Here is a 24012-nt window from a genome sequence, read left to right as displayed (position 1 = left end):
ACAGACCCGAGCCGAGGAACCGGCGCTCACCCGACGGCGGCAGCCCGGCCACCAGCCTGGCCGCCACCGCCCCGACAAGCCGAAACGGCCCGCCAGATGAACCGACAAACCGCCACGAACGATCGAGGTAAGTCCCTACCCGTATGACGTCAATCTGCAACCCAAGGCCAGGAGTCAGAAGCGGGCAGATAAAGGTCCCCGAAGGGGCATCAGGATGCCTGCATCATGGCACATCATAGAATCTCAGGGGAAGATGGAACAGGCAAAGCGCGACTGAAGAAGGAGACGGGGAATGCCTATCAGCGACCACGGTCAGCTTCTCGATGCCCTGCACGATCGAAAGTCAGAGATTATCAGGTCCTGCATTGGAGGAAGAACCGCACGAGGTCTGACAGAATGGGCAATCGGAGAGTTCGGCGAAAGTAGTGAGGTCATGAAGGAGTGCACAGGCGAGGTACGGACAAATAATAACCTCCCCTCTCTTCTGCTGGAGATCCAGGATTCATATCCGCACATTCGTGGCGACGAGTTTGCCATCTTCGCGCATGTGATGCTTGAAGCAGAGCAGGCCTGGAAGTCTAACCACGCGCGAGCCGCATCAGAGCCTCGCCCGGGAACGCAGTCAGGCAGGCAAGGAAAACGGGAAGAGAAACGCCAGCCAGAAGGAGTTTTCGCCGATCCTGAGCGAGCCGGAACAAAATTCGCTTACTATAAATACGTGGATGATCTGCATCATTTCAGTTCAACTCCGTATGGGAGATTTATTCCACTCCTCTCGCGCCCTGAGCCCAATCAAACCAGCGCCAGCGAATGGACCAGGTTCATCGCCTTGGACAGGAAGAGGACCGCCTACTACAGCAGAACGGAGGATGGGATTGACGGGTGGTTCACCGCCCAGGAACTTCAGGCCGAAGGAAGAGTAATATCGCAGGTCGCTCCGGAACCAACAGTGGCCACTACCATAACCGAACCCAAGGAGCGCCCGAGTACACGGCCGATGACAGCACCGGATACAGTCGGCTCAGCAGCGGAGCAAATCTGTGTAGCGTGCACGCTAGAACTGGAACTGTCGGATTTTGCGGACGGCGATGTGATGCGATGCGCTTGGGGGGAATCAGCCGTCCACGGGAATCAGCCGTTCATCCACGTTGACTGCCAACACGCAGCACCAGGGTGCGCGAAGGACCCCCTGCGCTGCCCTACATGTGGCTGGGGCGGTCTCGTCAATGTCAAAAGCGCCGAGCAAGAAGTTCCCAAACCGGAAGAAACCTGGGGGAAGAGGCTTGTCAGCAGGGGTTGGCGCTCAGAAAAAGCGGTACCCCAAGGCCCCCTTGAGCTTGGAATGTGCTACGCAGCCGCTGCCGCCACGGCAGTCCGGTCACTGGGCGGAGGAGATGACACCACTCCCGCCGAGTTCGCCCACCGGTTCGCGATGGCGAATGAAAAGCAGAAGCTAACCAGCGACGAAGAGCCGAAATTTTATGTCGCACAGTACCGGAAGTACCGGAAAACCTCCAGCGAGAAATGGGCCGATGTCTATTCACGCATGAGCGACGCGGCGCTCGAGGGAGACTACGGTGCCGACCAGGCACTCAAAGGACTCTGGGGGACTTGGGGAACTCCCGTGACCGATGCATGCGACGGACTGGATGAAATCAGCGGCGTAGCACTAGATGCAACCGCCCCAACCCCGGAAGCTCTGATCTCGGCCATAGACTCCGGCGGTCTTTACATGTCCGGCGACAATGCCCACTGGATCGTAGCTTACGGATATCAGAAATCCAGCGCAGGCAGGCTCAAAGTTCTCTACTACAATCCGCTTGGCGGGAAGCGGATCGCCGCTACCTGGGGAGAGAAGGGTTTTCAGCCTCAAGCTTGCTATGCTGCGCATAAATCATAGAATGAGCCTTTCCAGCGGCGCGGCTCCAGGCCGGGTCAGGTACAGGCACCCGTAGCCGCCCACACGAGGCACTTCCGCCGGCTCCGGGCGCCTTGGCTTGACCCGGTTGGAGGCGGTGACAAACACCGGCCCACGCGTGCGGCCAGGCGGAACAAGCTGGAGCTGGAGGACAGGTTCACCCAGGCCCCCCTGGCAGTCCGTCAGCGCGGCCGATGCACAAGGTGCGGCCTCTACCTCCCGTCACCGCAGGTCAGGGACTTGATCGTGGGTTGGTCAGAGACTCATCCGGTTGCTTCGGCGTCGCGATGACGCCGGACGGCCGCAAACCGTGCTGCGGGGGGCGGGGCCGCTGAGCACGTATCGCGACTGTATCCGAGGATTGAGGATGACGTCCCGGACTGGGATACCGCCCAAGGAGGCTGCACCGATGCTCGCCGATCACGATCTCCTTCTATGGGGACTGCAAAACAATTACACCGCCATCGACGGGTTCCCCTCGGGTGAGCGGGACTTCGACCGGGTGATCGCTTGGGCGATCGAAAAGTACGAGCATCTCGGCGGGCTGGGGCCCGATGTGTTCGCCCCGCTCAACGACGGGGAGAGTGCCCCCAACAACCTGTTCAGCCTGAAAGCTGATCTGATCTCCGAGGAGCGTCTTGACCCCGGCGACGCGTCGGCGGTCTACGAGGCACTGTGGGTTCTGGCCCGCGCATACGCCCCGGAACCCGTAAGCAATCACGCCGGCTGGTTCCAGCGGAAGTCAAAGGCCGGGGACGTCTTCGCCTACGCCGGAAATACAAACCCTGCCAGGCTGCCCATTTCCTCCTGGTCCAGGAATTCCCTCCAAGAATGGGTCGAAGCGCACCCGGAGGAAGTCAAAGGCGGAACACGTACGCCGAAGCCGCTCCTTGGACGGGTCAAACCCGTCAGCAGGAAAGGTGTGCCATCGGGCTGGTTCGAGCGATCCCTGGGGGAGGCGACGGTCTACCTCTACGAGACGGGACTCGCCCAGGCCGAGCGGCAGCCGATCGAACGGTGGAGCGCCGATGCCCTGGACAACTGGCTGCGCGGGCCCGCCACCGCTGGCACCAAGGGTGCCGCCAGTGGTGGCGGGGAGGAGAAGACGGCGGCTGCATCAAGGCCGTCGAAGATCGAGGTGACCGACAAGATCGATTTCACTGACAGCCCCGACGGTTACCCGGGGTTCAACGAAGACTGGGACAATGCGGCATACGCCTTGGTCTCGATGGCTGGAGTAACCGCCTCCCCCACGCAGATCCTTGTCGTTCCGGGGAACGCCGGCATGGGAAACTTGAACTGCGCCGTCGCCTTGATGACGGCACAGAAAGTGAAATACTTCAGGGGTGTAATGCTTGCCACATACCATCCGGAAAAGTATTCCGCCCCTCAGCCCGTCTTTTACAAGAAGCTTCTGGAGCGGATCCAGATCGGCACGATTCTGCTCGACCAGAAGGAGCTGTCCACCGCCAAAGGAAAGGGTGTGGTGTGGCATGAATGCGGTCATGTCGCGACAGGGCGAGCGGCAGAGGCCGGAGTTGTCTTCAAGTTCGAACTGGAGAAGATCAACGAATTCCTTGGACGGGCGGCTGTCCAGGAATGGATCCTCACCGAACGTGGACTGCCGTACTTCACCACTTACGGTCTGAGGAACGAGCCGGGCTGCCTGGCGCTACTCGCCCGGATCCGCGAGTACCTGCCAGGTGACCAGTACGCCGAGTTCATCGCCTCGGCCCCCGCCGGGGTCAAGGCCCTGAACGCCAAACTTCCGTCGTGATGCCAGACCATCACCTCGATGGCCCATCGGAGATGTGCTCCCCTACCCGCGTGGGTGCTTGCCCCCGCCACCGGACAGCCGTGAAGATCACTGTCCGGTGACAAGGAGCTGGACAGCACCCCCACCGGGGTGTCCGGGCGGTGGCCCCGCACACACCACGCCACCACCCGGACACCGGGGCCCCCGCACCACAACCACCCACCCCAGGAACCCCACCCCAACCACCGCAGGACGAAAACAGCCAGACACCCACCACAGCACCACTCCAGGCGCTCCCCCGCACACCGCTCCACCACAGGTCTCCCACGCCCACCCTCGCCACGGGCGGCTACCTCAAGGCTTTCGAGGAAGCGGGCGGCGGTGCGCTGCACGGCGGCGGCCAGGTCCAGCAACTCCTGCCGGCCGGACTCCGCGACGGCGGGGATTTCGGCACGTGTCGAAACAAGGGCGTCGGCGACCGCGTCCTGGTGCTTCTCGCTGCGCCGCCGGCGGTACGCCTTCGCCGAGCACGACCGGCTGCAGAAGACCGGGCGGCGCCCCGGACCGCCGGTGCGCAGCGCGGTGCCGCACTCCGGGCAGGCCGGTGCCAAGCTGGCTTCCTTGTTTCCCCACGTGTCGGAATTCTGATCCACGATCGGCATCGTAGGTCCCGGCCCGGGCAGGCCTGCGGGCGGGACCGGCGGCGGCCCGCCGCACGGGTCGTCAGGGGCGGTCCGGTGGGTGGCTGGTGACGGTCCGTCGGGCCGGTAGCGTCAGCAGGATGAGCACCACGCCGCGCCGGCCACTGACCGCCCGACCCACCACTCCCGCCGACGACCAGGTCGCCGCCACCGTCGGCGCCCGTCGGCTCCCCGCCGAGCAGCTCTGGGGAACCGTCGGCCCCGGCCCGCTGGCCGGCGGCGGCGGCGGCCAGGTCGCAGCCGGGCCCGGCCGGACCGGACGGCGTGCCCTGGGACACGGCACCCCCGAGGCGCCGGACCAGACCTGACGTCGGGTCCAGCGCGCTGGTCGCTGGCGTGTGCGAGCGCGGCGGTACGTTGAGCCTCGCCAGGCGGCGCGGTGCCGCGTGGCAGTACAGAGGAGACACGTGCGCCCCACCCGCTTCCAGACCCTGCTCGTGGACGTCGCCGCCGGCCTGCCCGGCGTACAGCGGGCAGCCGCCCTCGCGGACGTCGGACACACCGCCCACCCGCTGGGAGTCGCCCTGCAACTGGCCACCGGTGCGCAGCTGTGGTGGCAGATCACCGCCGTCTCCACCCCCGGCGACGTGTACGGCAACGCGGAGGGGCAGCCGGTCACCGGTGCGGCTCTGGCGGCACGTCAGATGCCGGACCTGACCGTCGTGCCGGTGCGCACCGTGGCGGTGGAGCAGGCCCTCGCCGCGGGGATCGCGGCGGCGGGGTGCGAGGAGATCGCGGCGGTTGAGCCGTACTCCGAGGGCACGACGGTGTCGGCGATCGAGTACGGCCTGACCGTGCGTTTCCACAGCGGCGCCACCGTGTTCGTCAACGGCCTCGCGCACCTGAAGGCCGGGGAGGACCGGCCGCGCGGCGAGTTCTTGAAGCTGCCCGCGGAGGTCTGACCCGGGCACCGGGTGGCCTGACGGCCGGAGCAGTTCCGCCCTGGGAGACGCCGTTGGGCCCCAGGCGCTGCCCGGGGCCCAACGGTGGTGCCTGGCTGCTGCTCGGCCAGGCGCCGACTGCGCCAGGGGGTGTGGGCAAGGCTTCGGCGTAGTCGCGTGATGTCCGGTTTGTGATCACGTGAGGCCGAGGAGGGCGAGCGGCCGGGTGACGTCTCGGGCGTTGCGGCGGAGGGCGGCGGCGATGTTGGTGACTCCGGCAAGCTTCAGAGCGCCGATGGCGAGGTTTCGCCAGGTCGCCATCGCGCGCGGTGCGTTGCCGGTGCGGAGCTGGGAGGCGTCCTCGGCGAATGTGGTGTCCCTGACGTGGTGCAGGGCCTCGATGTGCCAGTGGTCGCGGATCAGCTTCGCGAGCTGGGCCGGGGTGGCCTGGTCGGCGGTCAGGCTGGTGACGGCGTAGACGGTCTTGATGGTGGTCTTGCTGGTCTTGCGGTCGGTGCGGCGGCGCTTGATCTGGATGGCCTGGCGGGCGCCGGGGAAGAGCAGGTTGTTCACGGTGGCGACCTTGATGCGGCGGATCTCGAAGCGTCCGTGACCGGTGTCCTTGGTGCGGACCTGTAGTGGGATGTCCTTCCAGGGAAGGGACTTGAGCTGCTCGCGGAGGTTCTTCTGGTTGCCCTTGACGATCACGATGTAGTGCGCCTTCCGGCCGAGGAGGTAGCCGGCGTGCTCGCGCTGGGTGTGCATCGCGTCGCTGGTGACGACCGTCCCGGCGAGGCCTGCGACGGTGTCGAGCAGGGGTTGGAAGCAGGTGATCTCGTTGGTCTTCTCGCCGACGTCCAGCTGGGCCAGCACCAGGCCGGTGGTGTGCTCCATGGCTGCCAGGAGGTGGACCCTGCGGCCCTTCGCCTTGGCGGCTCCGCGCAGGCTCTTGCCGTCCACCGACACTCCGCGCAGGTCGGCGGCACCGCTCGGTTGGGGGCGGCGGTCGGCGAGCCAGCGGCCGACCGCCTGGTCCAGCGCGTCGCCGTCGATGCGGGCCAGGAGCCGGCGGACCGTCGACTCGACGGGCACCAGCCGCGTGGGCAGCAGCGGATCGATACGGATGCCGAGGCACTCCAGAACCTGAGCAGGGGCGTCGGCGATCCACTCGCCGACGGCCAAGAGCGAAGTGGCCCCGGTCAGCACGGCGCATGCGGTCAGCGTCAGTACGACGGCCAGGGCGTGGCGCACTCCGCGTGGGTCACGGGGGTCCGGCACCTCGGCCAGCCGTTCCAGCAGCCCCGGGATCTCCTCGGGTACGACCTCGGGGCGCTCGCGGAGCTGGTCAAGGGCAGGTGGGATCGGCAATGATGCGTCGGCAGGCACGGTCTTCCACTTGGATCACGGGGCGTCGAGAACTCCATGATCTTGGAAGCCGTGCCTGTCTTTTTCCCGGGACTGCCCACCCGACAGATCGTCACAAGCCGGACGTCATGCGACTACGCCGAAACCTTGGGGGTGTGGGGCCCGCCCCGGCAGTGTGGTGGCGGGAGCCTACCCGCCCCAATTCGTATCTGTCAGCCGCCCCATTCCACGTTCTCGGCCCAGGAACTCGAGCCGTAGCCGGCCCGCCCGATGCGCTGGCCGGCCCGCTCGCCATTCGGGCCGAGGCAACAGGACCGCTGGACCGCCAGCGGCGGCTGCCCGGCCGGCCCTGTCCGTGTTCGGACAGCCGTCGGGTCAGGCTTGTGCGGGTGGCGGAGCCTGGGGAATGGCGGCGAGGTAGGCGCCGGGCGGGAGGACGCTGCCCAGTGCCTCGCGCCGGTTGACGGAGACACTGTCCTGGCCGTACCGAGGGTCGAATTCGAAGGACTCCCCCGTCTGGGGATCCATGATGTGGTGATCGACGCCATCAACCACGACGCGCAGCCGTCTGTCGTTGTCCCACAAGACGGTGCGCTGTTCCCGGGTGTAGGTGAGGGCCTGCCCGCGATAGAGGAGCTCGCCACCGGTCCCCTGATCCCAGACGCTCTGCAGGCGGGTAAAGCCGAGCCAGGTGATGTCGAAACCGCCTCCTGAACGTTTGGAGACCCGGTCGACGATCGCTCTGTCGGGCCCCATGGAGAGGTCCTCTATGAGTCTGCTCCCACTGATCGGCTGCTGGGAGTGCTGCATCCTTCGGTGGGTGCCCATCTGTATGACGCCCACATACCCCGCTTCGTCGAGCACCAGTGGCTGTCCTTCGTGGTGGGCGGGACCGACGCGACGTCCGTCGTCGTACACAAGGGCCGAACCGTTCCGGTAGAAGCGCGCCGGCCGCGCGTCGCGGGCCTTCTTCTCCTCCGCCTCAGGTGCGCTGCCGCCGCGCGGACGGGTCCCACCCCCGTCCGCGGAGAACGTACTGTCCATTGCCTTCCGACGCCTGGAAGACGTCGGCCCGCCCTGGACGCCGCCTGACACGCCGTGCCCCGGTGCGCCCGTGGGGGCCTCGTAGGCGTCCACCCACTGGTCAATAGCCCGACGGGCGGCCGCGCCGTGCTTCGTCAGGGACTCCAGTGCCCCCTGAGGTTCCCCCGTTGTGCGGGTGTCGCTGATCAGCTGGTCAGGATGGGGTGACGGGTGTTCAGGTTCGCTTGTTCGGCCGTCGCCTGGTCGGCGTAGTGCTTCTCTTCGAACTCGATGGGGCTGAGGTAGCCGAGTCGTTTCTGGATGCGCCGGCTGTTGTAGAAGCCGTCGAGGTACTCGAAGAGCGCGAGGTTCGCCTCGGCACGTGTGGCGAAGACGCGCCCGCGCACGCACTCGGTCTTGATCAGCATCCACAGATTTTCCGCGAGGGCGTTATCGTAGGAGTCCCCGATGGAGCCCATGGAAGCATCAACTCCTGCCCGTAGTAGACGGGTTGTCAGCTTGATGGATGTGTATTGGCAGCCGTGATCGGCATGATGAATGAGCTTGCCCGGCTCGATCTCGCGACTGGCGAGTGCGTACTCCAGCGTCGTCAGGACCAGGTCGGCATCCGCGCGGGCTGAGGTCTCCCAGGCGACGACGCGGCGGGAGAAGGCGTCGCGGATCGCTGAGAGCCACAGCGGGCCCTCGCTGGTCGAGATCATCGTCAGGTCGGTGACCCACAACCGGTTCGGCGCCTGGGCTGTGAAGTCCCGGTTCACCAGGTCCGGGGCCAGGGTGGCCTTCGGATCGCGGCGCGTGAAGCCCTTGCGGCGTGGGCTCATGCCGGCGATGTCGGCTTCGCGCATCAGGCGCTCGACCCGCTTGCGGCCCACCTGGGTGCCCTCGCGTCTGAGGGTGGCGTGCACGCGTGGCGAGCCGTAGTTGCCGCCGGACTCCGCGTGAATCTCCTTGATCCTCCCGGTCAGCTCGACATCGCGGCGCCGCCGTTCGCACGGCTCCTTCTCGGCGCGGCGCCACCGGTAGTAGGTGGTGGAGGGGATGTGCAGTTCCCGAAGTACGCACTCGACTCCCAGGCGGGGGTGCTCGTCAACGAGCGCCGTCACCTGGGCCGGGTCGGGTCGAGTTGCGCCGCGAAAAACGCCGAGGCCGTCCGCAGGACGTCGTTGGCCCGCTTGAGCTGCACGTTCTCCTTGCGCAGGGCGGCGAGTTCGGCACGCTCGTCGGTGGTCAGCCGGTCGTCGCGTTCGCCGGCGTCCGCTTCAGCCTGACGGATCCAGCCGCGCAGAGCCTCGGGATGCACGCCGAGGTCGACAGCCAGCTTCTTGATCTGGGGCTTCGGCTCGGCGGTGCGATACATCCGCACCGCACGCTCACGCAACTCCAACGAGTATTTCCGGGGTGCAGCCATGGTCAGCGGTCCTCTCATGAGTCCCATCTGACCCGCTGTCAGCGCCTTCCGCATCTCGGGGGAACCTCAGAACCGCTGGTCACGGATCTTCTCGCCGAGGATCGACAGCAGGACCTGGTGGTCCAGGCTGCCGAAGCAGTCGGCGATGTCCCCTTCGACGAACCAGGAAGTCCCGGTCCAGGAGGGTTATTCACAAGGCTCACCACGCCATTCGGAAGAAGGCGAGTGCGGTGACGGTCTTCACGATTTTGGGGAAGGCGGTGAGCGGGCCCCGGTAGCGGGTGGCGGGGATCTTCCAGTCCTTCAGATGGGCGATGGCTCGTTCGACGGCGGACCGTAGCGCGGAGAGATCCCTGTTGAAGGCCTTGTGTGCTTCAGAGAGTGGCCGGGCGGCTTGCGGTGGCCGGTGAGCAGGCCCAGGCCGAGATAGCCGAGGTCACCGACTATGTCGCGGTCGGCGAGAGTCTCCGGCAGGCCCGACTCCCGCCAGGCGTGGGCGTCGTGCCACGACCCCGGCATCGGCGCGGAGACCGCGAGCAGGTCCCCGTCCAGCGTGGCGGCGATCTGCAGGTTGAAGCCGGTGTCGCGGAGCTTGCCGCTGAACAACTCCGTGCCCCGGCAGGCCCAGTCCCACGTCGTGACCAGGGTTCCGTCGACCAGCACCGCCCGCCCCGCGGTCGCCTCGGCCGGGTCGGGGACGAAGCCGGCCAAGACCTGCTCCAGCAAAGGCCCGAGCAGCGCGAGGCGACGCGAGACGGTGGACTGGCTGCAGCCGAACAGCTCCGCCGCCGCCTGCTGGACCGGGTTCTGCCGCAGCAGGAACAGCACCATCACCACCGACTTGTACATCCCGAGCACAAACGGGCGTCCCCGCGAGCGAAGGCCGTCGACGCCCGGCACGGCGTGTATCCGGGCCACCAGCTCGGTCAATTGCTCCGCATCCAGCCCGGTTGTAACCTTCCAGCTCAACGACCCCGCCCTGTGTGCAGTCCGATGTTGTGTGAGAACTCGTCAGACTACAGAGCGGGGTCGTTGCTGTTGATCAAGGACGGCAGCGATGCCTGGAAGCTTGTGAATAACCCTCAGGGTGAACACTTCTTTGCCCATTGGCGCAGCATCGATTTGGCTGGTCTCGGGCTGCTGCCGTAAGGATTTACTCTTGGAGTCTCGATTTGGGTTGTTGATCTAGGAGGCCCGGATGGTAGACGCGGATGCGGCATCAACGGTGTGGAAGAAGTTTTCCAGGCTTCCTGAAAAGGAATCTAGCGAGCTCGATACGACTCTGCTGAGCGACTTTTACAAGGTGGGCGACTGGCGCATAAATCTCACTATGTTTACCGTGGCTCTCGAGAAGTGCTTCAATGATTACCCTGGCACTTGCAGCACATTCGTAGAGTTGGCCAGGGAAGTGGCCGAAAGCGATGATGAAGAATATCTCGGTCGACTCAGTGGGGCTCTTGCCAGCTGGTTGGCGGTCGCCAAAATAGCGCGCCTGGCCGACGGCTCGGTGCTTGTGGGGTCCCTGCACTATGGCGACGTGACAATCAGATGGACCGATGACGAGAAACCCGAACCCCACTCCATCGCGGTCTCCGGCAAGCTTGCCTCGGCCGGCAAACCCGCCAAAGGCTGGAGTTCCATCAAGCCCCCCAGCGAGGCCACACAAGGCCCGGTGAACCACTGGTGGCAGCGTCTCGCCGACGGGTACCGCGAGTACACCTACAGCGAGGGACGCCCGGGAGCGGACGCGACGTGGTCACGCTACCTCGGAGCCGAGAAAACATGGCTGATAGACGGGAAGGACTGGTGGTGGCGGGCGAGGGAAGGCGCCCTGGAGTACAGCCAATCACCCCAACCACCCAATGCCCAGTCATCCTGGTCCCCCAAACCCCCTGATCGCTCACCGGGGGCCACTCCGGTGTCCGGCACCACAGCGGCCGCAGTCACTCCCACAACGTCAACGGCATCGGACAGCACCACGAGCCTCCCGTACACGGATTCACGGATCCTCGCCGCATACAGGCACGCCAATAAGGAATCAACAAAGCCACCCCAGGAAGTACTGAAGGAAATAAAGGCCACCTGCAGTGATCCAATAACCCGGGCCGCCGGCCTCAAGTATATCAGCCAGCTGGTAGATTCCTACAAAAACGACTTGCAACTCCGGGCTCCGGGAAAGGTGAGGACGTCGCCGGTCCTTCCCGCGTCAGAAAAGCCCGAACCTCCGGCGATCGACTTCAGTCACGCGTCCGATGAAAACGATGACACTCCGCCCATTCAGAACATCCGGCCAGCCTGGAAACAAGGCGATCACCCGACCCTCGCGAAGAGGACATGGTCCGGGGTGGACAAGCTGGGGAGAACCAGATATTTCAAGGGGCCGGCCCCCACAGGCCAGGAACCCGAGGGAGAATGGGTCGCCATCGACACGGAGCCGGAGGAAGCCGTGTGGGCCGACGGCTTCGCTCCAGCTCTCCAAGACCCTTCGGGATGGACGGGGAAGGAGGACCGGCGGGCACGGGCGGGGCAGCGGAGGGAAGCCAGGACGAAGGCGACCGACCCGGTCGGGAGCAAGCCAGGCCTGACCTTCGCCGCCGGGGAGGCCGTCATGGTGCCCCCGGGTTCGAGCCCGGCCGCGCCCGGGGCGGGGGACGAGCCCCCGCCACCTCCCCCGCCCGGCACGCCAGCGGCCAGCCCCGCGCGTGCCTCACGCCCCCCGGCTCGGCGGGGCGCTGAGAACGCCAGGAAGACCGCACGGAAAAACCCTGTCACCCCGGGAACCGTGCCCCCGAGGTCCACGCCGAAAGACCCCCCACGGTCCGGCCTTCCCACCGCCGTGGCCCGCGCCCTCGCGCAGTACGCGACCGAGAACACCGGCACCAGCGACCTTGGCCTCGACGACTTCATGAACGGCGTCCTCGGCCGCGGGGATACCGCCGGGATCCGGGCCCTGACACAGCCCCTGCAATCAGCCTGGCCCTGGGACATCGCAACCCTGATCAACGCCATACACGCCGCCAAAAACCTCTCCGCTACCAGGCTCCAGACTGTCATGAGGAACTATGACAATGCCCTCTCCCTCCCAGGAGGAGTGATCGGCCAACTGACAGACGCACTGGCCCGGGCCGCGAGCAAATTCAGCACACACGAACTCGAGCAGCTCAGAATACAAACCCGAAACAAAACCGACAGTCCGGACAGGGAATTCTTCTTCCACCCAAGCCTGGCAGGAATCCCCGTCCTCATCCTTCCACCAGCCGCCGCGCTCACCTCGCCCGCTCTCCAAGCCCTCACCGACATGGCCCCCGTCAACGGCGCGACATTCACCAGGGCGACACTCAGTCTGCACCGCAGGGCAAGCCGCCTGCGGACCAACGACCTGAACATCCACGACGGAGACGGCATCGACCTCAAACTCCTCAAGCAAGCCCTGCGGCTCGCACAGTGCAGGGCCACCCCCCAATACGGCCGAAACACATGACCACCCGGCCTGCTGAGCCTGTTCCACTCCGGACACGTTGATATCGGTCAGCCTCATGAACGTGACAGCACCAAGCGGGCAGCGCCAGCCCCCTCCCTGCCGGCGGCCGGATCCCCGCCCACCCGGGGGCCGGCGTCAGCGGCGCGCGTTGCTGAGGATCTCGTGAGCGAGCAGGGGGATGGCCTGGAGTTCCCGTGATCGCAGGTCTTCCCCGGGCCCCCTCGCGGCGCGGATGGAGGCCGTGATCTTGTTGACGATCTCGGTCAGCTCCTCGACGGATGGCTCCTTGGCCGGTGCGCCGGTGGTCGTGCCGATGGCTGCGGGGGTTCCGGAGGGCGGCGGGCCGGCGGTTCCCCAGGGCGCAGTGGTGGTCCAGTTCGGATGGTGGAGCGGTCCGGGGTGGGTATCGCTCTGGATGAACACGTACGCGCCGCTGTCGAAGCCGCCGGCCATCGGGTCGTAGGCGGTCCACCGGCCGGGCCACCGGACGTCCTTCACAGCGGTGATCCGTGTCTTGCCGTCCGGCCGCACCGACACCCGCGCGGCCGGCCAGCGGGTCGCTTCGGCCCCTGAGGCTACGAGCTTGGCAGCGTGGCCTGAGGCAGGTTCGGGGAAGAGGTTCCCCAGGGGAACCAGCTCGCCAGAACCCACCGCCGGAGCGGCCAGGTCCCGCCACCGGAGCGCCCGCGCGCGCTGGCATCCGCCTACCCCCTGTCCCTGCACCGGCGACGGTACAGTACCGCCAGCCGGACACACTGGCCTGGATTCTCACCGAAAACGGCCGGACAACTACCCCAAGAATTCCTCCGACTCACCATCCGGGAAATGATCTAAATTCTTCCGGGAAATCGTTCGGCTACCCTCTCGGATGCCCTGGCGAATTCGAGAAAAGCCGTATGCGCGGTCGGGGCTTTCGCGGTTCCTTTTCGCGCACCATGACGCCCTTATCCGCACCATATGACTGTGATATGAGGCACACTCGAAAACCTGGCCGGAGGAGAAGGCCGACACCCCTGAATGACATAGAAAATAGCGGGTCCAGGCAATGGGGCCAGGACCAGGAAAGGGAGAAGACCATGCAACTCAACCCATCCTGGCGCAGCACCTCAGCTGACCGGTCCCCCACGGCCACGGCAGTCGGCACCAGCGGCGCCGACACCGCCCGGCGATTCAGGACCAGACTGTCCGCCACCCTGGCCGGCGTGCTCGCCGTCGCGGGCGCGGCGCTTCTTGCCCCCGCAGCTCATGCCGATGCACAGCCACCGGCACCCACCTTGATCACCGCACAGGCCGACAACACGGTGCGCGGCTACAACGACGACGGGTCTTCAGCCGGAACCGCAACCTTCACCGGGGGAAGCGTCGGGACCTCCGTCGCCCTGGATCCTTCTGGCAACAAATACGTCATCCCCGCCTGCGGTAGTTCCTGCCCCTATCGCTCCGGGGGCGATGTCTACAAGATCTCGAGCACGGGTCAGCAGACGAAGATCTTGAGCAACCGGACCGAGCAGGTCGCTGCTGACGACTTGGGAAACATCTACGTCACCGCCCCCCAGGGTATCAACGGAAGCTCGATCCCGAGCATCGCCAAGATTGATGCGAGTGGCAACATCACAGTCATTGCACAATCCCCTAAAGACATCGAATGGAACGACGGGACCAGCAGCACCTTCCACAACAACACCTTGATCTACGGGGTTGCGGTCGACGGATCCGGGAACGTCTATTTCAACGACCTCAACGGGCCGCAGGGCAACCAGTGGCGCCTGTGGAAGATCCCGTTCAACAACGGCGTGTACGGGGCGTCGGTGATGATCGGGAAGTACACCAGCGACCCCGGCTGCATCAACGTCCAACAGACGTGGTGCGAGCAGCGCGAGTACAGCAGCCCGATCACCGTGGACTCGGACGGCAACGTCTACACGGGGGCGACAGTCGGCCTCGGCGGGCTGCTGTACCAGTTCCCTGTCGGAGGGGGACAGCCGGTAAACCTCACGCCCAGTGGAATCGGGACGGCCAAGGGGCCGACTTCCCTCGCAACGGACAGTACCGGTGTCTACGCGACCCGGTGGTCCGTTGGCCAGGTGCCGCTGACGAAGTTCACCAAGAACGCCGGCCTCTGGACCCAGAGCACCGTCGCCAACACCACCGGCGCCAAAGCCGTCGCCACCCGCTGCCACCGGCCCAACTGGAACGCCAACGGCTGGGACAGACTCGGCACCACCACCAACCCCCTCACCCCCGGCAGCGCCTACAGCACCGGCACCGGCACCAGTTACCGCCTCCTGGCCATGCACGGCGATGGCAACCTCGTCATGTACAACTATGTCGGCCAGGCCGTGTGGTCCACCAACACCTGGGGCCACCCCGGTGCCAAGGCCGTCATGGACAACGGCCAGTTCAAGATCGTCGACACCATCGGCGCCACCCTCTGGAGCGCCATCAGCACAGGCGACGCCAACAGCACCCTGAGCCTGGACCCCAACGACGGCATCCTGCGCGTCAAGAACACCGACACCAAGATCCGCTGGTCCAGCGGCTTCACCGTCGCCGCCGTCCCCGAGGGCAGCGTCGTCCTCGAGCCCGGCCAAGGCGTCGGATCCGGAGACCGCCAGACCGTCATGCAGTACGACGGCAACCTCGTCACCTATGACAAGGCCAACGTGCCCAAATGGGCCTCCAACACCTGGGGCCACCCTGGCGCCAAAGCCCTCTTCGTCAACGGCATGCTGAGCGTCGACCTCTACTGGGGCACCAACACCGGCGGCAGCGACAGCCTCATCTTCCAGAACGACGGCAACATCATCATCAAGAACGGCACCACCGTCACCTGGACCTCCGGCGGCAACTAACCACCGCTCACCAGCACCAGCACTCATAACCAACAGCCCCTTGTGGCCCCCGGACACCCACCAGTGTCCGGGGGCCATTCCGTACACACAGGAACACCCGCCCCTCCCCCCGGCCACGTGCCTACCCTCGACGGGGAGGGACCGGCTCCTCGGGTTCGCAGCTGGCGTCCTGCGCCGTGGTGTGGTCGAGCCGGTCGGCCAGCTCGGGCAGGCCGCGCTGGCGCAGGTGCTCGCCGCACCAGACGATGACCTCCCCAACCGGGCGCCGGGGGCAGGCCGGCCGGCGGCAGAGCTCGTCGACCATCTCCTGCGTGAGGCGCAGTTCGAAGCGCCGCCCTTCGGTGACCACCACCACTTGGCGGTCCGGGTCGGCGCTCTCCACCCGGCACCGGGCTTCAAGGCCGGACTGAGCCGGCAGGCCGGCGAGTTCCAGGATGGTGCCGTGAGCACGTCGACGCCCAGCAGCGCGGAGAAGAACGAGGACGGTGGCGCCCAGGCCGCGGCGTCCTCGTCGTTGATGGCCTTGAACCAGGCCGGGACGGTCACGGGTCCGGACGTACACTCCGCCGGCAGCCCGCCCAGCGAGACGTCCTGCCCGATCCGCAGGTGCCAGGTGGCGTCCTCACGGGAGAGCGGTGTGTAGCGGCGGCCGGTCTGCTGCTGGCAGGCGTGAACGGCCTGCTACGTAACGGTCGGTGGGCCGGCCACTCCTGCGGCGAGAGACAGGCCCAGGATGATGGTCCGTCATGAGGCCGCGGGGTGGTCCCGATCGCCACCGGCAGGTTCGCCGGACTCCCGTGCCGACGCGGGCACTTGAGGGTCGCCTCGATGCCCTGCTCGGTGTGTTCCAGCTCCCAGCGGTCCACTCGGGTGCCGGAGTGAACGGCCTGTGGGCACCAGAGCAGGGCGCGGGCGGCGTCACGGTCGAGCGGCTTCACCCAGGTCGGTGTGCGAGGAGATGTTCACTTCGCGGTGCGGACGATCTCACCGTGAATGTAGGCGGCGGCATCGCCGAGGGTGACGAGCTTGGGGATCTGAGCGTCCGGGACCGTCACCATGAACTCGTCCTCGGCGGCCACGACAACTTCGACCATGGACAGGGAGTCGATGTCCAAGTCGTCCGTGAAGCTGAGTTCACCACGCTCCGGGCCCGGCTCGACGTCAACGCCCGCGATGTCCCGCACGATGCCGACGAGCCCGTCCATGACCACATCGAGCGTCAGCACCTCGCTCATGCCGTACACCCCGCCCCCGTGGAAACGCCCTGGCTCCCGCTCTCCTGACCAGCGGCTTCAGCGACCGGCGGGACGGCATCGACGTAGGCACGGACCTGCCCGATGTGGTGGTGCTTGTTCTCATACGGCCCGTACTCCCCATCCAGCACATGGATCGGACGGCCCTCACGCAGCGCTTCGACCACCGCGCGCACGTCCTCGGAGAATCCCTCAACTCGAATCCGCACAGCACTGCCCTCCAAAGGCTCAACCGTCCCCTCATCCTGGCCCCTGCCCAGACCCGGACTGGGGACCTCCAACGCACTCCTACGGGAGCCAGCCAGTGCCCCACTGGGAAGTGGCAGTACCTGTAGCGGCCGTCACCCGACACGCCATCAGCCACCCAGACCCCCGACAAGGTGACAGTGCCGTGGAGCCAGGACAACCCGTTCAAGAAAAGCGCGCCAATCCCCCACCCCGGCACGGCGCAGCCGTACCGTCACAGGAGTGGGGTGTCGTGCCAGACCCCCGGCAGGTGGCTCCTGGCCCGGTCCCTACCGACTCCGACGGAGGGACCGGGCCAGGAGGCAGCCTCCCCTCGAGCACCCGGTTGTTCCCCCTCCCTCCGACGGACGGAACCGGGCCCCGGCCTGGCAACCCCCACGCCACCGTGACGCCGACCCGCCCGCACCATGCCCGGGCCGAGCCCCGGCACAGCTGCCGGGGCTGAGGCTGGGGGCGTCGTAGAAGAGCAGCTCGCCGCGCACTCCGACGGACGAGGCCTCGGGGCGGCCCCGGGGTGAGCGTGCCGTGGCCATCTCCGGGGCGGATAAAGGTGCCAGGGCAGTGGCACCGCGCCTCCCGAGCCGACTCGCCTGAGTTCTATCCACAGGCACCTGTGGAAAACAGGCGGAAGTACCCCAAACGGCTGTGGGCAAAACGTTTCCGCATGGCACGCCGCACGCTGCGGACCGCCATCGAGCACCACGCACCATCGCCCCCATTTGAAAGTGATCTCATTTGGTGGGTCTGCGGTGGCAGATGAAGGTGGCCGCGATGGTGGCGAAGGCAGCGAAGTGGTCGGCTTTGCGCTCGTAGCGGTGGTGGAGGCGACGGAATCCGCCGGGCCGGGGGACGGTCCTCCCGATCACCCAGCGGTGGTGGCCGAGGTGCGCGGATGACTCGGTCCCTCGGCGGGCGATGCGGTGGGTGATCTGCCGTCGCCGCAGGTAGGAGCGGATGAAGCGGTGGTCGTAGGCTTTGTCGCCGTGGAGCTTGCCGGGCCTGCGTCGCCGGGGCCCATGGCGGGAACGGATCGGTGGGACGGCTTCGAGGAGCGGGATCAGGGCCTGGCTGTCGTGGAGGTTCGCGCCGGAGACGGCGAGCGGGATGGGCAGACCGGTGCGTTCGGTCGGCAAGTGGATTTTTGACCCGTACTTGCCCCGATCCACAGGATTCGGGCCTGTCAGTTCCCCTTTTCAGGGCACGCATGTTCGACCGGGTCGACCGCGCACCCGGACCAGTCCCGCTTGCCCCGCGAGCCGAGTTCGTCCAGGACCAGGCGGTACAACTTCGCCCAGACCCTCGCCCGGGTGGCGGCCTCGAACACCCACTCCTGCCGCTGGTTCGCCGCGACGCGCACAGCCTCGCACGTGTCGATAGCGGACCGCTTGGGCCTGCCGCTGGCCGTCGCCCGCGCCACCGGCTGCCGCATCGCCTACCTTGCCGACCCGACCATGCGCCGGATCGCCGACCTCGAGCCCCGGCACATCCTGACGTGACCTCAAGCGATCAACCTCCCAACAGCACCCCTGAATGTCAGCATGACCCGATCCTGAAGGGCCGGGCATGCTGACATTCAGGCGCTGAATTTTGGTGCCGGCTGGGTCAAGCCGCCGGTTGGGGTGTGTTGGCGTTGGTGCCCTCGGCGTCGATACGGGGCAGCACGCGGTCCAGCCATTCGGGAAGCCGCCAGGCGTGGCGGCCCAGCAGGGTCATGACGGCAGGGACCAGGAGCAGGCGGACTATGGTCGCGTCGATGAGGACGCTAACGGCGAGCCCGAGGCCGAGCATCTTGATGACGATGCTGTCGCTGAGGATGAACGCGGCGAACACGCTGACCATGATCAGGGCCGCGCAGGTGATCACCCTGGCGGTGACTTCGAGTCCGTGGGCCACGCTGGCACCGCTGTCCTTGGTGCGCTCCCAGGCCTCATGCACCCGGGACAGCAGGAAGATCTCGTAGTCCATGCTCAGGCCGAAGACGATGGCGAACATCATCATCGGTACGTAACTCTCGATCGGTACGGTTCCCTCGACGCCCAGCAGTGAACTGCCCCATCCCCACTGGAAGACGGCGACCACGATGCCGTAGGACGCGGCGATGGACAGCAGGTTCAGTACTGCGGCCTTGAGGGCGACCAACAAGCCGCGGAAGACCAGCACGATGATCAGGAAGGCGAGGGCGACCACGGTGGCGATGATCAGTGGGAGCCGGTCGGAGATGAGCTCCAGGAAATCGACCTGGGACGCGGTGTTGCCGGTCAGGTAGGTCTGCGCGGGCGTCCCGGAGGTCGCCTGTGGCAGCACGTCGGTCTTGAGTCGGTTGAACAGGTCCGTGCTGGCGGCGTTCTGCGGCCGCTCGGCCGGGATCGCTGTGCCGAAGAGGATCTTGCCGTTGCCGCTGGGCTGGAGCGGGGTGATGCTCGCCGCGCCGGGGACCGCAGTGAGGGCCTTCCGCAGGTTGGCCGCGAGCGCGGGGCGGTCGGTCTCGGAGACCGCGCTCTGGTCGACGACGATGGTGAGCGGCCCGTTCACGCCGGGACCGAACCCGGTGGAGATCAGGTCGAAGGCTCGTCGGTCGGTGAAAGACGTCGGGTCGGATCCGTTGTCGACGTGTCCGAGCCGCATGGACACCAGTGGCACGGCCAGGAGGGCGATGACGGCGGCGCCGCAGGCCAGGAACTGCCACGGCCGACGCTGGACGCACTGGGCGTAGCGGTGCCAGAACCCCTGCCCCGCTTCGGCGGGGGAGCCTGCGGTGGCCGAGGTGCCCTCCGCGATCGGGGCGCCCAGGTGGTACCGGTCGATCCGGTTGCGGATCAGCCCGAGGAAGGCGGGGACGAGGGTGACGGCGCCGAGGACCGCAGTGACGACGGTGACGGCAGCGGCGGCACCGAGTTTGCCGATGAAGCTGATCTGGGAGACGTACAGGCCGGCCAGCGCGACGATTACCGTGCACCCGGACACCACCACCGCGCGGCCACTGGTCGCTACCGCCTGACCGGCGGCGTCGGCGGGGGCGACCCCGTCCATGACGAGCTGTCGGTGGCGGGTGATCAGGAACAGGGCGTAGTCGATGCCCACGCCCAGGCCGATCATGGTCGCCAGAGTGGGGGAGACGCTGGCGAAGGTGAAGACCGCGGCCAGCAGGCTCAGGCCGCTGAGGCCCACGACCACGCTGATGAGGGCGGTCAGCAGGGGGAGGCCGGCGGCGAGCAGGCTGCCGAAGCCGACCAACAGTACGATGACGGCGACTCCGAAGCCGATGGCCTCGCTGGCCATGTCCGTGGTCGCCGGCCGGGCCAGTTCGCCGAGTGGGCCGCCGTACTCCACCTGCACGCCGGCGGCGCGCAGTGACTCGACGGAGGAGTCGACGTCGTCGAGGTAAGAGGCGTCGAAGGCGGCCGGGTTGGCGTCGAAGCGGACGGTGAAGTACCCGATGGTGCCGTCGGCGCTGAGGGCCCCGGGAGTGGGTTGGGGCGTACCGGTCTGGGTGGTGGGGGCGCCCAGCGGGCTGACGACCGTCACTACGTGTGGCAGCTGCTGCAGGGCAGCGGCGCTCACGGTGATCTGGGCTGAAACGGCACTCAGCGGTACCCCGGGGGTGTGCAGGACGACGGTGGCGCTGTTGGTGCCGAGTGTGGGGGCGTTGTCACGGATCAGCTCCTGTCCGGTGTTGGACTGAGTCCCGGGCAGCGAGAACTCGTCGGAGTACGATCCCCCAACGGAATTCTGCAAGAGGTGCAGTCCGCCGAGCCCCAGGGCCCACAGTGCGATGACGATGACGAAATGGCGCGCACACCACAGGCCCAGTCGCTGAAGACCCCCGGGTTTGGGGGGCAGGACGTGAGACACGGGTTCGGAGTCGGTGGCCGTCGCTGCTGGCATGGGGTCCTCCCGAACGGGCGCGCGCTGAACAGCTACGGACCCACGGCGTCTGTTGGTACGTCCGCCGGTGCGCACGATGGTGCACACCATAGGCGTCGAGGCGGCCCGCTTGCGCAGTGCGTGGCCCGGGATGGGAGGAGTCGTAGAAAAGGCCGAACGGTCCGCGCGGGAAGTGCCGCGACTTTTGCGGTACGGCTGGCACAAATGGCCATGATGGTGCCGTTGCAGTCCCGCCGGGCGTCACCGAGCATGCCAACCCGGTCCGAGAGCAGGAAGTGTGGGCTTTACTCCGGGACGTGGACTCGGACGGGTTCCGACGCGATGCCGTTGGGTTGTACTGAACCGTTCCGACTTTCCTGCCGGTGGTTTGCCTGCCGGTGGTCAGCCGGGACGGTTCACTCCACAGCGCAGCACGGCCACCGTGACGCCCCCGGCCGGGTACGTGCCCGGCCTCACTCCCATCCCCCCGACGGCGGGACCGGCCACCATCACAACGCGCACCGGCACCCCCAGCGCGGCGACAGCAGCGTCAGCGAGGCGGCCCGGGCATCCGCGCTGACGGCGCCAACGCCCGACAGGGGTTGGCATCACCGCTGGCGCCGAGATGATGTCCAGTCAGGTGCCCGGTCCGGGCCGTCGTCGGCGCGGCGGCCGACTGGGGAGGCTTGGTCCTCCGGTTTCGATGTCCTGCCCTGGGGCTGCGCACCAACAGCGCCCGGTGCCTTCTCGGCGGTTCAGTCGCAGTCGAGACAGACCAGCTGGCCGTCCCTGTGGCGCGCGAGCCTGCTGCGGTGGTGGACAAGGAAGCACCTGGCGCAGGTGAATTCGTCCGTCAGCATGGGCTGCACGGGGACGGTGAGTTCCTCGCCCGAAAGGTCGGCCCCGGGCAGCTCCAGTCCGTCAGCCGACTCGAGTACGTCGACCGCGTCGATGCTGGAGGCAGACTTGGCGGTGCGGTGGGACTTCAGCTCCTCGATGCTGTCCGTCGACCCGTCGTCATCAGTCCTGCGCGGAGTGTCATAGTCGGTTGCCACAGATGATTCCTTTTCATCGAGGGGATGCTGCTGCCTCCGAAACGGCTGGGCGGCAGCGGCTTCACGTGGGCAGAGGTCATCGACACTGCCCACTGCCCACTGCCGACGTGCGTGTCGCGCCCAACGCAGCGTGCGGAGTGTAGTTGATCACTACAACTGGTGCATGCTTTGGCCTGGCTCGGGAGCTCCCATGACCCAGCGGGGCCGGGGTGACGAGGCGCTCGCGACGGTACGCCCGGACACGGCCCGGTCGGACGACGGCCACGTCTGCGCCCTCCGCTCCGAGCTGGAGGTCCAGGCCGATCACGTCACCATCGAGATCCTCGCCTCGCACCGGGACCAGGGCTGGCTGCTGCCGCGCCTGGTGGACGTGGCCGAGGGCCCGGGGCGGAACGAGTACGTTCCGAAACAGCTCGCCCGGGCGCTGGAAAACGCGGGCGCCGGCTTCGTTCCCTGGGGAGCGGGGAGGGGCACGCCGAGCGGGGCCGCGCTGGTCACGAGCGAGGCAGGGGTAGAACGCTTTCCCCAGGTGGACCATGGTCTCGCCGCGCCCAGCCCGGCCTGCGCCAACAGCGGAGCATCGAGGCGGTCCTGGTCGAAGTCGTGGTCGACGGTCGACGGTCGACGGCTCAAGGGGTGCCCCCTTGCGCGTACGCCCGGTAAGCGTCGTAGAAGGCGGACGTACCCAGGTCCCACGGCCCGAGCTGCGTCGTGAACGAGAACCCGGTGTACCCCGACACGTACTGCTGAACGGCCTTCAGGTTGCCCTGCAGTTTGGCGGGTTGCATGGGCCCGCCACCGGTGCTGACCTCGTACATGTCGGCGTTCGTCCACACTGCCGGCCGGAGGACGTACCGCATCGCGCGGAAGTACCGGCCGATCTGGTCTGCGCTGTACCCGTTGCCGCCACCGTCCTGCGCCGCCAGCACGTTGATCCGTGTCGGGTTGAACAGCGAGCCGAGGCGCTGCGCGAACTGCCCCGGGTCGAGCCGGCCGCCGATTGTGACGCCAAAACGCGGAGACCCGTCGTGGACTGCAAGTAGGCGACAAGGCTGGTGTAGTAGGTGCGCGCCCCGGCGGTCTTGGCCGCGTTGGTAAGGAGCGCGTCGTCCACCTCTTGCAGAATGTACCGGCCTGCGATCTTGCCCGGGTACCGGCTGGCCAGCTCGGCGGCGACGATCTTCTGACGGGTCAGCAGCCCGGCCATGTAGGCCGGGTTGTCGGCGTTCTGGTAGAAGTCCCAGTAGAGGGGCCCAGCGAGTCCCAGCCACACCTTGACACCGTTCGCTGATGTGGCGTCAAGAAGCGGGGTGGTGACGTCGGGGCCGTTGGGTATGCCCGCAGCCGGGTAGGAGGCGACGCCGCGGTCATCCACGGTGTACTGCACGGTGACGGTGCCGATTCCGGCAGCGGCGATCTGCGCGAGTTCCAGGTTCCACCGTCCCGCACCCCAGCTGTCACTGCCGGAGGTGTGGGGCAGGTAGAAGGTGGCGCCGAACTTGGCGCGCGGGGCGGTCTGTTGTGCCCCGGCCTCGCCCGCAAGGAGCGAGGGCAAGACCGTCGCCGCGATGGGCCTGCTCAGCGAACAGGGTGCCGGCTCCGCGTGGATGCCCCACTTCCACACAGCCGGCCCCGCAAGACCCTGGGAAAGCTGGCCCCGCCGAGCTGTTCGCCACCGGTCTGACAGCTCGAGACCAGCAACGTTGCGACGGTCATGCGAATTTGCCTATTCCGAAGACCGACCCGCCCTCTTGATCATGGAGGACGCTGAGAGTGGAGGACTGGGCCGAGATACGTCGCCTGCACCGGGCGGAGGGTGTGCCCGTCAGAGAGATCGCGCGGCGGTTGGGGGTGGCCCGGAACACGGTACGGGCCGCGTTGAACTCGGACCGGCCGACGAAGTACGAGCGGGCCGCGAAGGGGTCGGTGGTCGACGCGTTCGAGCCCCAGATCCGGGCCCTGCTGCAGGAATCGCCGACGATGCCGGGGCCGGTGATCGCCGAACGGATCGGCTGGCCGTACTCGATGGGCCCGCTGAAGAAGCGGCTCGCGTTGCTGCGGCCCCAGTACAAGGGCATCGACCCGGTCGCCCGGGTCGTCTACGAGCCCGGTCAGATCGTGCAGTGCGACCTGTGGTTCCCCGAGACGCGGATCACGGTGACCGCTACTGGCCGTTCCGATCCTCCGC

General features: G+C 67.0%; 18 protein-coding genes and 4 pseudogenes. 9 read left to right on the top strand and 13 right to left on the bottom strand.

Annotation, left to right across the window (positions count from 1 at the left end):
• Nucleotides 1-292 precede the first annotated feature (292 nt).
• The 4 genes from OHV05_RS38300 (at nucleotide 293) to OHV05_RS38285 (ending at nucleotide 5277) form a co-directional block, all read left to right on the top strand.
• Nucleotides 293-1900, top strand: a complete 1608-nt coding sequence (locus OHV05_RS38300) for a hypothetical protein (protein ID WP_405021742.1) — start codon at nucleotides 293-295, stop codon at nucleotides 1898-1900.
• Between the two features lie 427 nt (nucleotides 1901-2327).
• Nucleotides 2328-3695 (top strand): hypothetical protein, encoded by a 1368-nt coding sequence (locus OHV05_RS38295; protein ID WP_405021741.1) that lies wholly within the window; start codon nucleotides 2328-2330, stop codon nucleotides 3693-3695.
• Between the two features lie 760 nt (nucleotides 3696-4455).
• Nucleotides 4456-4683, top strand: coding sequence for a hypothetical protein (locus OHV05_RS38290; RefSeq protein WP_331731116.1), 228 nt, complete (start codon nucleotides 4456-4458; stop codon nucleotides 4681-4683).
• Between the two features lie 99 nt (nucleotides 4684-4782).
• Complete coding sequence (locus OHV05_RS38285) at nucleotides 4783-5277, top strand: hypothetical protein (protein WP_331731114.1); 495 nt, start codon at nucleotides 4783-4785, stop codon at nucleotides 5275-5277.
• Between the two features lie 174 nt (nucleotides 5278-5451).
• Here the strand turns inward: OHV05_RS38285 and OHV05_RS38280 are convergent, their stop codons facing one another.
• From OHV05_RS38280 to OHV05_RS38255, 6 genes and pseudogenes are all read right to left on the bottom strand, one after another.
• Nucleotides 5452-6642 (bottom strand): ISAs1 family transposase, encoded by a 1191-nt coding sequence (locus OHV05_RS38280; protein WP_331730075.1) that lies wholly within the window; start codon nucleotides 6640-6642, stop codon nucleotides 5452-5454.
• Nucleotides 6643-6996: 354 nt separating this feature from the next.
• On the bottom strand, nucleotides 6997-7665 hold the full coding sequence (locus tag OHV05_RS38275) for a hypothetical protein (RefSeq protein ID WP_331731112.1): 669 nt from the start codon (nucleotides 7663-7665) through the stop codon (nucleotides 6997-6999).
• Nucleotides 7666-7850: 185 nt separating this feature from the next.
• Complete coding sequence (locus tag OHV05_RS38270; protein ID WP_331730083.1) at nucleotides 7851-8768, bottom strand: IS3 family transposase; 918 nt, start codon at nucleotides 8766-8768, stop codon at nucleotides 7851-7853.
• A complete protein-coding gene (locus OHV05_RS38265) occupies nucleotides 8765-9073 on the bottom strand; it encodes a transposase (protein ID WP_331730085.1) in 309 nt (102 codons plus the stop codon). Before OHV05_RS38265 ends, OHV05_RS38270 begins: the two co-directional genes overlap by 4 nt.
• Nucleotides 9074-9142: 69 nt before the next feature.
• A pseudogene (locus OHV05_RS38260) lies at nucleotides 9143-9256 on the bottom strand (RNA-directed DNA polymerase); the annotation flags it as partial.
• Nucleotides 9257-9272: 16 nt separating this feature from the next.
• Nucleotides 9273-9904, bottom strand: a pseudogene (locus OHV05_RS38255) (transposase family protein).
• Nucleotides 9905-10271: 367 nt separating this feature from the next.
• Between OHV05_RS38255 and OHV05_RS38250 the strand changes: the two are divergent.
• Nucleotides 10272-12554, top strand: coding sequence for a hypothetical protein (locus OHV05_RS38250; protein ID WP_331731106.1), 2283 nt, complete (start codon nucleotides 10272-10274; stop codon nucleotides 12552-12554).
• Between the two features lie 135 nt (nucleotides 12555-12689).
• Here OHV05_RS38250 and OHV05_RS38245 read toward each other — a convergent pair whose 3' ends face one another.
• Entirely contained in the window at nucleotides 12690-13052 is a 363-nt protein-coding gene (locus OHV05_RS38245) for a hypothetical protein (RefSeq protein ID WP_405021740.1), read from the bottom strand.
• 578 nt (nucleotides 13053-13630) lie between these two features.
• Between OHV05_RS38245 and OHV05_RS38240 the strand changes: the two genes are divergently transcribed.
• Nucleotides 13631-15406: a hypothetical protein gene (locus OHV05_RS38240; protein WP_331731101.1), complete on the top strand. Its 1776-nt coding sequence runs from the start codon at nucleotides 13631-13633 to the stop codon at nucleotides 15404-15406.
• A 121-nt stretch (nucleotides 15407-15527) separates the two neighbouring features.
• Here OHV05_RS38240 and OHV05_RS38235 read toward each other — a convergent pair whose 3' ends face one another.
• From OHV05_RS38235 to OHV05_RS38225, 3 genes and pseudogenes are all read right to left on the bottom strand, one after another.
• Nucleotides 15528-15788: a hypothetical protein gene (locus OHV05_RS38235; protein WP_405021739.1), complete on the bottom strand. Its 261-nt coding sequence runs from the start codon at nucleotides 15786-15788 to the stop codon at nucleotides 15528-15530.
• Nucleotides 15789-16368: 580 nt separating this feature from the next.
• Entirely contained in the window at nucleotides 16369-16641 is a 273-nt protein-coding gene (locus tag OHV05_RS38230) for an acyl carrier protein (RefSeq protein WP_331731096.1), read from the bottom strand.
• Nucleotides 16642-17636: 995 nt separating this feature from the next.
• Nucleotides 17637-18330, bottom strand: a pseudogene (locus OHV05_RS38225) (IS5 family transposase); the annotation flags it as partial.
• Between OHV05_RS38225 and OHV05_RS38220 the strand changes: the two are divergent.
• Nucleotides 18273-18401 carry a hypothetical protein gene (locus OHV05_RS38220; protein WP_405021738.1) on the top strand — a complete coding sequence of 43 codons (129 nt, stop codon included), beginning with the start codon at nucleotides 18273-18275 and terminating at the stop codon, nucleotides 18399-18401. The pseudogene OHV05_RS38225 and the gene OHV05_RS38220 overlap by 58 nt on opposite strands.
• Before the next feature lie 106 nt (nucleotides 18402-18507).
• Here the strand turns inward: OHV05_RS38220 and OHV05_RS38215 are convergent, their stop codons facing one another.
• Both OHV05_RS38215 and OHV05_RS38210 read right to left on the bottom strand, forming a co-directional pair.
• Nucleotides 18508-20790: an MMPL family transporter gene (locus OHV05_RS38215; protein ID WP_331731093.1), complete on the bottom strand. Its 2283-nt coding sequence runs from the start codon at nucleotides 20788-20790 to the stop codon at nucleotides 18508-18510.
• A gap of 734 nt (nucleotides 20791-21524) precedes the next feature.
• Nucleotides 21525-21824: a DUF4193 domain-containing protein gene (locus OHV05_RS38210; protein WP_331731092.1), complete on the bottom strand. Its 300-nt coding sequence runs from the start codon at nucleotides 21822-21824 to the stop codon at nucleotides 21525-21527.
• A gap of 190 nt (nucleotides 21825-22014) precedes the next feature.
• Here OHV05_RS38210 and OHV05_RS38205 point away from each other — a divergent pair, with 190 nt between their 5' ends.
• The gene (locus tag OHV05_RS38205) at nucleotides 22015-22539 is read left to right on the top strand and encodes a hypothetical protein (RefSeq protein WP_331731089.1); all 525 of its coding nucleotides are present in this window, start codon (nucleotides 22015-22017) and stop codon (nucleotides 22537-22539) included.
• Nucleotides 22540-22581: 42 nt separating this feature from the next.
• Here OHV05_RS38205 and OHV05_RS38200 read toward each other — a convergent pair whose 3' ends face one another.
• Complete coding sequence (locus tag OHV05_RS38200) at nucleotides 22582-23379, bottom strand: DUF4434 domain-containing protein (RefSeq protein WP_331731088.1); 798 nt, start codon at nucleotides 23377-23379, stop codon at nucleotides 22582-22584.
• Between the two features lie 212 nt (nucleotides 23380-23591).
• On the opposite strand from OHV05_RS38200, the pseudogene OHV05_RS38195 reads away from it, so the two are divergent.
• Nucleotides 23592-23990 (top strand): annotated as a pseudogene (locus OHV05_RS38195) (helix-turn-helix domain-containing protein); the annotation flags it as partial.
• Between the last annotated feature and the right edge of the window lie 22 nt (nucleotides 23991-24012).

It is taken from the genome of Kitasatospora sp. NBC_00070, assembly GCF_045041205.1.
Classification (GTDB): domain Bacteria; phylum Actinomycetota; class Actinomycetes; order Streptomycetales; family Streptomycetaceae; genus Kitasatospora.
The sequence above is the reverse complement of the archived record's forward strand: the minus strand, read 5'-3'. Positions and strand labels throughout refer to the sequence as shown.

Coding starts and splice junctions, on each gene's coding strand:
- OHV05_RS38290 (WP_331731116.1), top strand. CDS start 4,456: ATGAGCACCACGCCGCGCCGGCCACTGACCGCCCGACCCACCACTCCC.
- OHV05_RS38240 (WP_331731101.1), top strand. CDS start 13,631: ATGCAACTCAACCCATCCTGGCGCAGCACCTCAGCTGACCGGTCCCCC.
- OHV05_RS38300 (WP_405021742.1), top strand. CDS start 293: ATGCCTATCAGCGACCACGGTCAGCTTCTCGATGCCCTGCACGATCGA.
- OHV05_RS38230 (WP_331731096.1), bottom strand. CDS start 16,641: ATGAGCGAGGTGCTGACGCTCGATGTGGTCATGGACGGGCTCGTCGGC.
- OHV05_RS38250 (WP_331731106.1), top strand. CDS start 10,272: ATGGTAGACGCGGATGCGGCATCAACGGTGTGGAAGAAGTTTTCCAGG.
- OHV05_RS38205 (WP_331731089.1), top strand. CDS start 22,015: ATGACCCAGCGGGGCCGGGGTGACGAGGCGCTCGCGACGGTACGCCCG.
- OHV05_RS38265 (WP_331730085.1), bottom strand. CDS start 9,073: ATGGCTGCACCCCGGAAATACTCGTTGGAGTTGCGTGAGCGTGCGGTG.
- OHV05_RS38275 (WP_331731112.1), bottom strand. CDS start 7,665: ATGGACAGTACGTTCTCCGCGGACGGGGGTGGGACCCGTCCGCGCGGC.
- OHV05_RS38215 (WP_331731093.1), bottom strand. CDS start 20,790: ATGCCAGCAGCGACGGCCACCGACTCCGAACCCGTGTCTCACGTCCTG.
- OHV05_RS38295 (WP_405021741.1), top strand. CDS start 2,328: ATGCTCGCCGATCACGATCTCCTTCTATGGGGACTGCAAAACAATTAC.